The sequence below is a fragment of the Streptomyces sp. NPDC001415 genome (assembly GCF_053597395.1).
In genome coordinates this window covers 91,824-105,199 of the sequence record NZ_JBSFIE010000019.1, presented here as the reverse complement: position 1 = coordinate 105,199, position 13,376 = coordinate 91,824, and the positions used below count along the sequence as shown (strand labels likewise).

Annotated in this window: 11 protein-coding genes and 1 tRNA gene; 1 reads left to right on the top strand and 11 read right to left on the bottom strand. The window is 71.5% G+C overall.

All coding sequences use genetic code 11. The features are described from left to right. Positions 1-23 precede the first annotated feature (23 nt). The 11 genes from ACWC2B_RS24375 to ACWC2B_RS24325 all read right to left on the bottom strand — a co-directional run bounded on the left by ACWC2B_RS24375 (position 24) and on the right by ACWC2B_RS24325 (position 11,858). Positions 24-500 carry a glycine-rich domain-containing protein gene (locus tag ACWC2B_RS24375; protein ID WP_450719948.1) on the bottom strand — a complete coding sequence of 159 codons (477 nt, stop codon included), beginning with the start codon at positions 498-500 and terminating at the stop codon, positions 24-26. A 144-nt stretch (positions 501-644) separates the two neighbouring features. Further along, on the bottom strand, positions 645-836 hold the full coding sequence (locus ACWC2B_RS24370) for a hypothetical protein (protein ID WP_450719946.1): 192 nt from the start codon (positions 834-836) through the stop codon (positions 645-647). Next, the gene (locus tag ACWC2B_RS24365) at positions 833-1,273 is read right to left on the bottom strand and encodes a hypothetical protein (RefSeq protein WP_450719944.1); all 441 of its coding nucleotides are present in this window, start codon (positions 1,271-1,273) and stop codon (positions 833-835) included. Before ACWC2B_RS24365 ends, ACWC2B_RS24370 begins: the two co-directional genes overlap by 4 nt. 55 nt (positions 1,274-1,328) lie before the next feature. Next, the gene (locus ACWC2B_RS24360; RefSeq protein ID WP_450719942.1) at positions 1,329-2,558 is read right to left on the bottom strand and encodes a helix-turn-helix domain-containing protein; all 1,230 of its coding nucleotides are present in this window, start codon (positions 2,556-2,558) and stop codon (positions 1,329-1,331) included. Between the two features lie 142 nt (positions 2,559-2,700). Then, positions 2,701-2,991: a ribosomal protein L7/L12 gene (locus ACWC2B_RS24355; protein WP_450719940.1), complete on the bottom strand. Its 291-nt coding sequence runs from the start codon at positions 2,989-2,991 to the stop codon at positions 2,701-2,703. 146 nt (positions 2,992-3,137) lie between these two features. Further along, positions 3,138-3,210 (bottom strand) — tRNA-Lys (locus ACWC2B_RS24350). A gap of 200 nt (positions 3,211-3,410) precedes the next feature. Then, entirely contained in the window at positions 3,411-4,931 is a 1,521-nt protein-coding gene (locus tag ACWC2B_RS24345; protein ID WP_450719938.1) for an amino acid permease, read from the bottom strand. Between the two features lie 122 nt (positions 4,932-5,053). Further along, positions 5,054-8,083, bottom strand: a complete 3,030-nt coding sequence (locus ACWC2B_RS24340; protein ID WP_450719936.1) for an FG-GAP-like repeat-containing protein — start codon at positions 8,081-8,083, stop codon at positions 5,054-5,056. Positions 8,084-8,367: 284 nt separating this feature from the next. After that, positions 8,368-10,587 carry a DEAD/DEAH box helicase gene (locus tag ACWC2B_RS24335; protein ID WP_450719934.1) on the bottom strand — a complete coding sequence of 740 codons (2,220 nt, stop codon included), beginning with the start codon at positions 10,585-10,587 and terminating at the stop codon, positions 8,368-8,370. A 198-nt stretch (positions 10,588-10,785) separates the two neighbouring features. Further along, positions 10,786-11,337: a hypothetical protein gene (locus ACWC2B_RS24330; protein ID WP_450719932.1), complete on the bottom strand. Its 552-nt coding sequence runs from the start codon at positions 11,335-11,337 to the stop codon at positions 10,786-10,788. A 170-nt stretch (positions 11,338-11,507) separates the two neighbouring features. Then, positions 11,508-11,858, bottom strand: coding sequence for a metallopeptidase family protein (locus tag ACWC2B_RS24325; RefSeq protein ID WP_450719930.1), 351 nt, complete (start codon positions 11,856-11,858; stop codon positions 11,508-11,510). A gap of 50 nt (positions 11,859-11,908) precedes the next feature. Here ACWC2B_RS24325 and ACWC2B_RS24320 point away from each other — a divergent pair, with 50 nt between their 5' ends. After that, entirely contained in the window at positions 11,909-13,336 is a 1,428-nt protein-coding gene (locus ACWC2B_RS24320) for a metallophosphoesterase family protein (protein WP_450719928.1), read from the top strand. Positions 13,337-13,376: the final 40 nt, after the last annotated feature.

The following is a 13,376-nucleotide window of genomic DNA, read 5'->3' as shown; positions in this document are numbered from 1 at the left end:
TCGGGGGCCAGCACAGCGGACTGTCAGACCAGCCGAGCAGCGTTGTGCTTGGGGCTGTTGTGGCAGTTCGCATGGCACTGCGAGCAGTCGGCGATGTCCAGCTCGGGCCAGAAGTCCATGTCGACCACGAACCCGGCCGAGGCGATGGCGTCCACGGTGCGGGCGCGCAGGGCCTTGCCGCCGCCGTGCTCCTCCTTGTCGAGGAAGCCCGGCTGATGGTGGACGAACTTCCCGAGCGTCTGCTCGCAGAAGTCCTGATACGCCTTGGTGTGCAGCAGGAAGGCGTGCCAAAAGTCGTCCACCAACGGGGACGGACTCAACGGGATGGGGCTGTGTGCGCCGGCGGCGAGGAAGGCGAGCATCTGCCCGATGCCCCGGTGCGCCTGCTCCTCGGTCATGTCCTCGAACTTGGCGCGCATGTTGGCCGCGAGTGTCGCCCGCAGCTCGGGGCCGATCAGGGTCCGCGCGTCGGTCGCGGGGCGTTCCTGTACTACGGTCACGGTCCTTTGCCTCCTTGATGGGATGGTGCGTCGGACGTGCGTGGTGCGGCACCCGGCCGGATTCGCGCAGTGCGTTCCGCGCCGAGGCGAACCCCCCGCCCACCCGGTGGGTTGTGTCAGGCACCGCCGGGCGGGTGGGGAGATTCAGAGGTCCGGAACGGCGAGATCGGGCGTTGTCAGGGTCGGCCCGAGGGCGCCTCGGTTGGCGAGCCTGCTGTCGACAGCAGTTGCCAGAGTGACGAGCCCTATGACCGTTCCGAGTACCCACAGCCAGCCGAGGAAGCGGCCGAGCGGATCGTGCGCGGCGTGGTGGCGGGTGGCGTGGCGGGCGCTCATAAGGCGCCGCCGCGGGCCTTGTCGCGGTGCTCGATGATCCGCCCAACTTGGTAGTAGAGGAGCTCAAGTTGGTCCGGGTCGAGGACGAGCAGTGACTCGACGTTGCCTCCGTCCTCGAAGTAGACGAGAACGGGTAGCGCGCCCTGCTGCGCGCGGTGGTCGTACGAGACGTCGCGCCTCGCCGAAGCGACGTAGGTGACCTGAGCCGGAACGGGGCGCAGGGTGGTGCCGTCGGCCGGGGCCGTCCACTCTTCACCGCCGCCGGGCGGGCGTAGGTGGTACGTCGCCGCGTCCGCGCCCGGCAGGGCGATCACGACGCCGATCTCGCCGCCGTGGGCAGTGTCACGGGCGAGGTCGCCGAGCCGGGGGAAGAAAGGGGCCGCAGTGCCTAACTCGGCGCCCTGGGAAGGGAGATGAGGGGCTGCTCGTCCTGTCATGCTCCGAAGCTAGGAGCGTGCCAGGGGGCGAATATGAATCGGAGGAATACTGCCCTCATCCGTCCAGGTGAAAGCGATCTGACATGCGGCGCAGCTTCTCGCGGGTGGCGATCCGCTCGGCGTAGACGATGGCGCGCAGGGTCGAGCGGGCCACCGGGTGGTTGCGTACGAGCTGCGGGGCGATCTGCTCGGCGGTCTCCAGTTCGCCGAGGGCGCGGTCGCGGCTGCCGTCCCAGAGCCAGGCACGGGCAAGGTCCATGTGGTGGTGCCCCTGGCGGGAGTTGGGCAGTGCAGCGACCACCTCGGGGCCGGTCCGGCGGTTTATGGCCAGAGCCTTGGTCTGGTCGCCCATCTCAAGCGCCACGCTGATGGCGTGGATCTGCACGTTGCCGGGCGAGAACGTCACGGAGTGCCGGTCGTACACCGGCGGCCCCTGGTAGCCGCTCAGGCGGTCGGCGGCTGCCTTGGCGTGGCCGATGCGCTCCTCGGTCTCGGCGGCGCGCCCGCTGCGCGCGGCGGACACAGCGGCGCGCAGTTGCAGCGTCCCCCACATGCGGACGGCGAGCGGCTCGCCCCGCTCGTAGTCGCGTTGCACGCCAGCGAGGGCCTTGTCGGAGAGCGTGAGGGAGTCGTCCCAGTCGGCGGTTGCCCACATGTCCCAGACCCGCATCCAGTCGGCGAGGGCGGGCATGACGGGATCACCGGACAGGCGGGCGGACCACGCGGCGCGCTCGGCTGCCATGGCGATGAGCTCCGGATGCCCGAGCGCGTGCGCGGCGGTGTGGGCGAACTTGCAGGCAACCGCGTAGATCGCATACGCCTCTTCACGCTCGTGCCCGGCGGAGACCTCGGCCAGGGCGCGGGCCTCGCGCAGCAGGTCGGGCAGGACTCGAAGGATGGCCACGTTGGCCGCCGCGTCCCGCAGCCGATGCAGGCGGGTCATCTCGCGCCACAGCTCACCGGAGGGGCGCGGAGCGCCGTCGTAGACCGGTGCCAAGTCGTACCGTCGCAGCTCGCGCATGATCGAGCTGGCGGACACCTGCCACTGATTCTCGGCCGGACTGCTGGAGTACGGACGGCCGATCAGGTCGTTGGGGTGAACGTGCAGCTCGGCGGCGATCAGGTTGAGCAGACCGACACGGTCAAGCTCGATGAGGCCCCGCTCCATCTTGGACACCCAGCCCTGCGTCTTGCCGAGCGCGGTAGCGAGGTCCGCCTGCGGCATCCCCAGCCGGAGCCTGGCACGACGGACGCGCCGGCCGATCTCCTCGGCTTCCTCCAACATCACAACCCCCAAGCAGTCGCGGGCCTGCTGTGCTCACGCGTTCGGCAGGGCATCGCGCCTCCGTCCGTTCAAGCTCACACACGAGCACGGTACCCACGCGGGTGGTTGGGTGTGGAGTGCTCACGGCTGTTCGCTACGTCGGTCAGGCAGTCGGCGCCCGCTGTGCGCCGAGCAGTCGAGGCGGCCCCTCTCTTCTTTCGGCGTCCGCCCCTGCTGCTTGCAGCACTGCGACCGCCGCGTCGGCCGTCTCGCGGGCCACATCGTCGAAGATCGTCACCGGCAAGTGGCGGGTGAGTTCCTTGCTGCGCCACAGGCTGAGTCCAGTCAGCCGGCGCAGCGCCTGCCAGACGTCGACCCTGCGCGCCCCCATGGCGGTGAGCACGACTGAGTTAGGGGGCTCGTCACAGATCAGCTCGAAGTACTGGGCTTCCATCGCTCCCCCTGTCGTGGTGACACCGCAGCACCTCACCAACCATGATCATCTTCGCTCGGGCCAGCAGCGGGCCAGCAATTGATCTTGGAACGCGAATCAGCCCCTGCCCGGCGCGCTAAGTCGCAGGTCAGGGGCTGATCGGGCGGTAGGCCATGTCGGACTCGAACCGACAACCAACGGATTAAAAGTCCGCTGCTCTGCCAATTGAGCTAATGGCCCTTGGCGAGTCACCCCCGAGCATAGCCGGACGGCGCCCGGCAGCCGATCGGGTATCGGTTGACGGGCCCGTCGCGAGTCGAACGCCCGGCCGCGGAGCCCGTCTCGGGATCCCTCTCGGGTCGGACACAGCGGGGCGAATCGCCGGGAGCGGGCCGGCGCTCAGCGGTCGCCCCTCCTCATCCCCCCTCGTTTCCCCCCCCTCATTCCCGCAACTCGCCCGCATCCACGGGCCGCAGGAACCAGTGCCGGGCCGAAACCACCCACCACACCGTCGCGAAGCCCAGGACGGCCAGGACCGCGATCGGGGCGTAGTTGAAGGTTTCCCAGGTCACCGGGGAGACCTGCGGCAGCATGAACAGGACTGTGATCACCGCCACCCAGGCCACCGCCACGATCCCGATCGGGCGCGACCAGCGGCCCAGGTGCCAGGGACCCCGCGCGAAGGCGTCGCCGCGGAACAGGCGCAGCAGGGTCGGGATCACGTACGCGATGTACAGGCCGATCACCGCGATCGAGGTCACGGCCGCGTACGCCGTCACGTTGATGAGGTAGGGCAGGCCCAGGACGAGAGCCGCCCCGGCCGCCAGCCACACCGCCGCCACCGGCGTGCGGGTGCGCGGGCTCACCGTGTGCCACAGGCGTGAGAACGGCAGCGCGCCGTCGCGTGAAAAGGCGTAGATCATGCGGGAGTTGGCGGTCACCGAGGCCATTCCGCAGAAGAGCTGGGCGCCGATCACCACCAGCAGGAGCAGCTTGCCGCCCGTCTCGCCCAGGGAGTCCAGGAGGATCTGGGCGGGGGGCGCGCCCGTGTCCGAGTTCAGCTGGGTGTCGTACGAGCCGATCGCGTACGTGAAGCCGAGGAGGAGGACGAAGCCCGCTATCCAGGATGTCCAGATGGAGCGGACGATGCCGCGCGGGCCGGCCGTCGAGGCGTCGTGGGTCTCCTCCGTCATGTGCGCGGAGGCGTCGTACCCGGTGAAGGTGTACTGCGCCATCAACAGGCCGATCAGGACCACGTACACGCTGTTCGTGAAACCCGTCTCGTTCACGAATCGGGTGAAGACGAAGGACGTGGACTGGTGCTTGCCGGGGACGAGCGCCAGTGCGGCCACGATCGCGACGACCCCGAGCACGTGCCACCACACGCTCACACTGTTCAGGAGGGCGACGATCCGCACGCCGAACGTGTTCAGGAGGCCGTGCAGGAGCAGGATCGCCGCGAAGAGGAGGATCGTGCGGGCCGGGGTCACCTCGAAGCCGAACTGGAGGTTCAGGTACGCCCCGAGGAACGACGCCGCGCCGAAGTCGACGCCCGCCGTCACCGCGATCTGGCCGAGCACGTTGAACCAGCCCGTGAACCACGCCCACGCGGCGGCCTGGCGCGGCGGGGCCAGGCGGTGGGCCCAGAAGTAGAGGCCCGCCGAGGTGGGGTAGGCCGAGCAGATCTCGGCCATCGCGAGGCCGACGACCAGCGTCATCAGGCCGACCGCGACCCAGCCCCACGTGATGAGGGCGGGGCCGCCGGTCTTCATGCCGTACGCGTACATCGTCAGGCAGCCGGAGAGCACCGAGATGATCGTGAACGAGACGGCGTAGTTGGAGAAGGCCGACATGCGGCGGGCGAGGACCTGCTTGTAGCCCAGCTGTGCCAGGCGTTCCTCGTCCGACCCCGGCGCTCCCTCGGGCGCGCCCTCGCTGGTGGTGCCGACGTCACTTGTCATGCCCCCGGTGATGCCCGCACCGGGGGCCCGACATGCCATCAGCCGGCCATGGGATGGCCGGATTCGGCTTCCTGTGAGTTCGCGAGCGCTCCCACGGGGTCCCCGCGGCCTCAACCTGTCGGCTAATACAGCGACTTGTACATGTTCCAGCCGCCGCCGAGCGGCTTCCGCCCGCCGAACGCGCCGTTGCCCGCACCCGGGTACAGCCAGAGCATGCCGCCCGTCTCGCGAGCCAGCAGGTCGGGCTTCCCGTCGCCGTCGAGGTCGCCCGCGCCCACCAGGGCGTCGAAGCCGCCCCAGCCGGCGCCGAGCCGGATCCGGTCGGCGAAGCCGCCCTTGCCGTTGCCCGGGTACGTCCACAGGACACCGGAGGCATCCCGGGCCAGCAGGTCGCCCTTGCCGTCGCCGGTCAGATCGCCGGCGCCGACGACCAGGAGCCCGCCCCAGCCCCAGCCCGCCTTGACCGGGTCCTTGAAGCCGAGGGTGCCGTTGTCGGAGTAGACGTACAGGTCGCCGCCGGGCGTGCGGGCCACCAGGTCGGCGCGGCCGTCGCCGTCCACGTCACCGGGCGAGACGAGGGTGTCGTACGCGTTCCAGCCGCGCCCGAGGCTCTTGTACGTCGTCGACGGCGTCAGCGGGGCCCCGCAGGCCGGGGTGTACGCCCGCAGTTCGCCGCTCGCCAGCCGCACCAGGACGTCGTCGCACCGGTCGCCGTTCACGTCCCGGTACGGGATCGCGGCGGTCAGCGCGTTGTCCCCGGTCCAGCCCTCGCCGGTGGCCTGTGCCTCGCCTGCGACGCCGGGTCCGGTCCGCAGGTCGAAGCGGCCCGAGGGGGTCAGCGCGAGAAGATCGGCGCGCCCGTCGGGCCCCCCGTAGCCGACGAAGTCCCGCGCGACCGGGGCGCCGCCGGTCAGGCCGACCGTCCCGGTCCGGGTGAGAGCAGCGCCCTGTCCGTCGGCCGGGGTCACGGTGAGGGTCCAGGCGTAGGCCCCGTTGGGGGCGTACTGCCCGTCGTCCGCCCTGCCGTCCCAAGAGGGCCGCACGAGCCCGCGCGCCTCACCGCCGCCGAGGGTACGGACGGTGGCGCCCGCACTGTTCTTGAGGGTGAGCTGCCAGGAGGCGGCGGGCTTGTTGAGCCACCAACGGGGCGTCCAGGAACCGGAGTTGGCGTTCGTGCGGGCGGGCGTGTCCGTGTCGAGCACGCTCAGCGCGGAGGTGGCGATGCCGGTGGGCGCGATGTGGACGGCGTCGTCGGCGTCCGTGTAGGCGACCGGGCCGCCGAAGCGGTCCACGGCCCAGCCCTTGCCCGGCTCGCCCCGCTTGGGAGTACCCAGCGTGCGCGTGCCCGACGCCCCGCGCACATCGGTGACGCTGAGTACGCCGCCCTGCTGCCACGCCACGTACCCGTCCCCGAGCCGGGCGCTCTGGTGCGCGGGCAGCGCGACGTTCCGTCGTGTGACGGTGTCGTACACCCCGGAGGCCGAACTCCCGCACTCCCAAAGGAGGTTGGTGCCGTTGGCCTGGAGGGAGGTGAGGTCGCAGTCGCCCACCTTGGCTGTGGTGAGCGTCTTTCCGGTGCGGATGTCGACGGCTTCGGCGGAACCGGTGCCGGTCTCCAGCCAGAGGGTGGAGCCGTTCAGGGCGTACGACGGGTGGCGGGCCTCGCTGTCGGGGGCGCCGGTGTAGACCGGCTGCCAGGTGTCGAGGTCGACGACCTGGATCCGCGGGTTCAGCCCGTCCAGCCGGGCCACCCCGTACCTGCCGGACGCCTGGAAGGGGGAGTCGGGCTGCGCGCTCGTGGTCACCGGGCTGCCGGTCGTCCCGGGGAACGACGCCCCTTCCGGCAGCACGCCGAGGCCCGTGCCGTTCATCCGCTGGAAGGCGAGCCCGCCGTCGCCCGTCGACTGGACGTCCGCGCACCACAGCGTGGCGCAGCTCCGGAACAGGCTGGTGTCGGCGCCCCGGTCCACCCGCTCGCCGGCCTTCGGCGGGCCGCTGACCGAGAGGTCGATGCCACGCAGCCGGGTCCTGTCGAAGGGCTCCTCCTCCACCGTGCTGAGCCTGCCCTGCGCCAGCGAGATCCCGGTGACGGCCGTACGGATCCGCGGAGCCGCACCTGTCTTCGTCACGGTGAGCGCACCGTCGGCGCCCTGGCGGACCGAGACCACTTCGGGGCCCCCGTTCTCGCCGGTGTGCGCGATCAGCATGCTCCCGTCGGGAGTGAACGCCGGGTCCCAGGAGGCCTTGTCGAGGACGAGTTGCTCGGCGCCGCCGGTCAGCGGCACCGCGAAGATGCCGATGCTGCCCGCGACGTACCTGGCCAGCAACAACCTGTCCCCCACCACGCCGATCAGCCGCGCACCCGCGCGGTCGGCGACGGTCACCTCGTGAACCGGTGCGGACAGGTCGGCGGCACTCCACACCCGTACCCGATCGGTCACGCCCCACCATGCGGCGAACCGGTCCCCGTTCATCAGGGTGTTGCTGATGAACGACACGGCGGTCGTCCGGGCCCGGCCCGATCCGTCGACCCAGAGCATGGTTCGCTTCTCGCCGCCCGGCGCCGTGGGGTCCGGCGCCGACGAGTAGACGAGCGCGCCGTCCTTGTTCTGCGCGAGCGCCGTCTTCAGGCTGTTGGTACCGGCGGGGACGCCGGTCACGGCGCGGTCCACGACCTGATCGCCGTCCCACGTCAGCAGGTGCAGGCCGACATTCCCCGTGGTGGTGAGGACGGCGTTGCCGAAGGCGGCGGCGAATCGCTGCCCGGCACCGAGCGTGGCGGTCCGCTCCGAGCCGTCCTTCATGTCGCGCTGGACGATCTTCTGGGTCCCCGTCGACCAGAAGACGACGTGGTCGTCACCGCTCGGCGCCGCCACCCGCAGCCCGTCCGGCACGGGCACCGGCCTGCTGGAACCATCGGCGTACGAGGTCCAGTTGTAGCCGTCCCCCTCCTGCCCCCACAGGTAGCCCGTCGCACCGCCGCCGATCAGGAGACCCGCGTTGGGGTCGGCCTGCCACGCGGCCGGGACGACCAACTCCCCCGGAACCCCGTCCGCGTACGCCACCGCCGCCGTCAGCGGTATGAACCCCGTCGCGATCCCGACGGCCGCGGCCACCGCGACCGCACCCCGTACCCGCACATGCCGTCTCAATTCCGGTTCCTCCCCAGCGGCCCCGCGGGGCCCCACCCTCGTCGGCGCACGGGGAAACGCGGCACGCCGACGCGTGCCGCGTTCAGTGTGAAGCGGAAGCCCCCCGGCCCTGCCCCCCATGCGAAGTTCGCGCCGACTGTAACAGCAGCCTCACAGGAACCGGCAGCCTGTTTCGAACACGTTCAGCCGCCCCTGATCCGCCGGAGGCAGGCCGTACGCAAACAGGGCCCGCACAACACCGGCAGGGTGTCGTACGGGCCCTGAAGAGCCGTCAGGCAGCGGGATCAGCCGTTGCGCTTCCAGCGGGGCTTGTCGTCGCGGCGGCCGCCGAAGGAACCGGTGTTGGAGCCGGACCCGGAACCGCGGTGGTCGTCGCGGCGGCCGGACGGGCGGTCGTGGCCGCCGGAGCGGAAGCCGCCGGAGGGACGGTCGTCACGACGGTCGCGGTTGAACGGACGGTCGCTGCCGCCGCGGTTGAAGCCGCCACGGTCGCCACCACGGTCATCGCGGTTGAAGCCACCCGACGGACGGTCGTCACGACGGAAGCCGCCGGAGGGGCGGTCATCGCGACGGAAGCCGCCACGGTCCCCACCACGGTCGTCACGGTTGAAGCCACCCGAGGGGCGGTCGTCACGACGGAAGCCGCCGGAGGGGCGGTCGTCACGGCGGAAGCCGCCACGGTCCCCACCACGGTCATCGCGGTTGAAGCCACCCGACGGACGGTCGTCACGACGGAAACCACCGGACGGACGGTCATCGCGACGCTGGAAGCCACCCGACGGACGGTCGTCACGGCGGAAACCACCGGAGGGGCGGTCGTCACGGCGGAAGCCGCCACGGTCCCCACCACGGTCGCCGCCACGGTTGTCACGGCGGTCGAAGTTGCCCCGGTCGTCACGGCGCTGGAAGCCACCGCGGTCCTCGCGGGACTCCTGCTGGACCGGCACGGCAGCGGCGGCGGCAGCAGCCGCGACCTCGGCCTCGGCTTCGGCGGCGACCTCGGCGACCGCGGCCTCCGGGTCCTCGCCGCGCTCGCGGGCGGCACGGGCCACCAGGCGGTCGGCCTCCTCGCGGAGCTCGCCGGCCCGGCGCGTCAGGCGCTCCAGCTGCTTGGTGAGGTCGGCGACCTCACGCTCGGCCTGCTTGGCGGCGTTGTTCGCCGAGTCGGCCTGGACCTCGGTCAGCGAACGGGCGCCTGTGATCTCGGCGACCTCCGGGTCGAACGCGCCGGCGCTCTGGATGATGTGGCGCGAGGCGTCGACGCCCGCGTCCTCCATCAGCCGGAAGATCTGGCGGCGCTGGTGCGGCAGCGAAAGCGACACGACGACACCGGACTTGCCGGCACGGGCGGTACGGCCCGAGCGGTGCAGGTAGTCCTTGTGGTCACCGGCCGGGTCCACGTTGAGGACCAGGTCGATGCCGTCGACGTGGATACCGCGGGCGGCGACGTCGGTCGCGACGAGCGCGTTGACGTAGCCCTTCTTGAAGTCCTCAAGAACGCGGGTACGGGCGCCCTGGGTCATGCCGCCGTGCAGCGCGTCGGCCTTCACGCCCGACTCGCAGAGCTGCTCGGCGATGCGGTCCGCGCCCAGCTGGGTGCGGACGAAGATGATCGTGCGGCCCTTGCGGGCGGCGATGGCGGCCGTGACCGGCGCCTTGTCCTTCGGCTTCACGACCAGGACGTGGTGGGTCATCGTCGAGACGTTGCCCTGCGCGCTGTCGACCTCGTGCGTGACGGGGTTCGTCAGGTAGCGCTTGACCAGCGTGCTGATCTCGTTCTCCATGGTGGCGGAGAAGAGCATGCGCTGGCCGCCGCCGGGGATCTGGTCGAGCAGCTCGGTGACCTCGGGCAGGAAGCCCAGGTCGGACATCTGGTCGGCCTCGTCGAGGACGGCGACCTGGACGTTAGCGAGCGAGCAGGCGCCGCGGTTGATGAGGTCGCGCAGACGGCCCGGGGTGGCGACGAGGACGTCGACGCCGCGCTCCAGGGCGTAGATCTGGTTGCTCATCGACGTACCGCCGCAGACGACCTTCATCTTCAGGCCGAGCACGTCGCCGTACGGCTGGAGCGCGTCCGCGACCTGCATCGCGAGCTCACGCGTCGGCGTGAGGATGATCGCGCGGGGCTTCTTCTTCTCGGTGTGCCCGCCGGCCAGCGCGGCCAGGGTGGGCAGACCGAAGGAGAGGGTCTTGCCGGAGCCGGTACGGCCACGGCCGAGGATGTCCTTGCCGGCCAGGGCGTCCGGGATGGTCGCGGCCTGGATCGGGAAGGGGGTGGTCACCCCGTTCTGGGCGAGCTTGCGCACCACGCCCTCGGGCAGACCGAGGTCCGCGAAGGTGACGGTGGGCTCGGTGTTCTCGTCCGCCTCGGACTCGACGATCTCGACGACATCGATGACCTCGGAGGCCGCTACGGCCTCGACGACGTCGTTCTCGCGGGTCGCGATGGTGTCGTTGTTCTCGTTCTCGGGCAGGACGGAGTGATCAGTGCTGGAAATGGACATGCGAAATGCGAAACCTTCCGGAGTCTCGGCACGCGCCCGTCAACTCCGTGAATTCGCAATTCGACCGCCTCAATGCGGTCAGCCACGGCTAGGGAGAGTACGCGCCACACGGCGCTCTTCTGTGTCGGCGCCGGGCAATGGGATCAAACGATCTACTACCATACGCACCCTCACCCCCCTAAGGCAAACCGAGTCCCCCTAAACCGGTCCCACCTGCGGTGATGCGGTCGGCTCCTGATCGATCGGAGCCTGATTGGCGCGCAGCGCGCTGTTGTGCGTGTCGGCCCCCGGAGTCGTCGACGGCGAGGCCGGCGGGCTCGGAGGCGCCGGGCTCGGCGACGGCGAGGCGGGCGGGGTCGGCGGCACCGGGTGACTCGTCGGCGACGGGGTCGGCCGCGAGGGGCCGCCGCCGCCCTGCGGAGGCCTGGCCGGGCCGGGACCACCGCCCGGCTTCGGGGCACCCGACGAGGGCGCGGCCGCGCTCGGCGCCCCGGGCGACCCGCTGGCGCTCGGCGACCCGGAAGGACCGCCCGGCACCTTCTGGTCGTGCTTGCCGCTGTGGCCCCTGCCGGCGCCCTGTCCGCCCTTGCCCTCCTCGGCCCTGGCCGCGTCCCCGTGCCGCCCGGCGGACGCCGAGGGCTTCGGCCCGCCCCCGTTGTCGCTCACGCTCATGCAGCCCGCCGACGCCGTGAGCACCAGGACGGTCACGGCCAGCTCGGCCAGGCGGACAGGGGTGGTCAACTGGCGCACGGGGGGCACCTCCGGAACACGGGAGCGATGGGGACACAGGTTCCAACTCCCCGCCCCCCGCCGGGGACACGCCCGGGCCGCACGCGGCTTGCGCCCGACATCCGTCCGAGCGGAATCAGGGGGCCGGGCGGGCGCACCCGGGCCCACGAACCCACCGGAGCCTCGGCGACTCACCCGTACCCGAGCGCGTGGAGCCGTTCGTCGTCGATGCCGAAGTGGTGGGCGATCTCGTGAACCACCGTCACTTCCGTCTCGGCGACGACCTCCTCGCGCGTCGCGCACATCCGCAGCGTGGGGCCCCGGTAGATGGTGATCCGGTCCGGGAGAACCCCGGCGTACCACTCGCCGCGGTCGGTGAGCGGGGTTCCCTCGTAGAGGCCGAGCAGGTCGGGGTCGTCCGTGGCCGGCTCGTCCTCGACGAACACCGCGACGTTGTCCATCAGCCGCGTCAGCTCCGGGGGGATCCGGTCCAGCGCCTCGCCGACCAGTTCCTCGAACTCCTCGCGCGTCATCTCCAGCACCCGGCCATTGTCGGTCACGCATCGGCATACCGACCCGCCCGCGGGGGCATATGGCCCCAATGCGAGCCATGTCCGCGAGCCGTCAGGCCCTGGCACGGGCGGCGGGCCTGTGCTGCGTCGTCCTGATCGGCGCCTGGCTCGGGCTCCTGGTCGTCGGCAACGTACGCACCCCCGTGGGCCCCATGGACACCACCATGACCCTGCGGCCCTCCCTGACCGGCGGCACCAAGATCAACGTGTCGCCGCTCGGCGCCCTCGAACTGCGCTCCCACCTCGCACCGCTCCGCCTGGACGTCGACGTCGACCGGCTCGACCCCGAACGCGCCCAGTCCCTGGTCAGCCACCCCGAGCGGATCTCCGGGCTCCAGCAGGAGATCGCCCGCGACGTCGGCCACGGCACCCGGGACGTGGCGTGGCGCTCCTGCGTCGCGGTCGTCTCCGGCGCGACCGCGCTCGGCCTCGCCGTCTACCGCCGCCCGCGCCGCGCCCTGCTCGCCGGCGGCCTCTCCCTCGCCCTGCTCGCCGCCTGCGGCCTCTCCGCGTACGCCACCTGGAACCCGGAATCCGTCATGGAGCCGAAGTACTCGGGGCTGCTCACCTCGGCCCCGCAGGTCGTCGGCAACGCGCGCTCGATCATGACCGAATTCGGCGTCTACCAGCAGGAGTTGGCGAAGCTCGTCACCAACGTCACCAAGCTGTACGACGCCGCCTCCACCCTCCCCGCCTACCAGCCGGACCCGGCCACCCTGCGCGTCCTGCACGTCTCCGACATCCACCTCAACCCGGCCGCGTGGCACATCATCGCCTCGCTCGTCGCCCAGTACCGGATCGACGTGATCATCGACTCCGGCGACACCATGGACCACGGCAGCACCGCCGAGAACCGCTTCCTGGACGCGATCCCCGACCTCGGCGCCCCGTACGTCTGGGTGCGCGGCAACCACGACTCCTCGGCGACCCAGCGCTATGTCGCCGGCCTGAAGAACGCGCACGTCCTGGACGACGGGCAGGCCGTCACGATCGGGGGCGTACGCATCGCGGGGATCGGCGACCCCCAGTTCACCCCGGACCGCTCGACGGCGGACACCGACCCCGACGGTGCCGAACGCGCGGCCGGGGGCCGGCTCGCCGCCGCCCTGCGCGCCCAGAGCCGCGCGGGCACCCCCGCCGACATCGCCGTCACCCACGAGCCGGCCGCCGCGCGCGAGACCGACGGCACGGTCCCGCTGGTCCTCGCCGGACACCTCCACCGCCGCGAGACGGAGGTCATGAAGCTGGGCACGCGCCTGAAGGTGGAGGGCTCGACGGGCGGCGGCGGCCTGCGCGCCCTGCAGAACAAGGAGCCGGAACAGGTCCGCGCCTCGGTCCTCTACCTCGACAGCGGCACCCACCGGCTCCAGGCCTGGGACGAGCTGACCCTGGGCGGCCTGGGCCTGATCACGGCCGAGGTCAGCCGCCATCTGCCCCCGCCCCGATGACCTCCCCGGAAACCGTTTTGGCGATACCTCCCCGCATCCC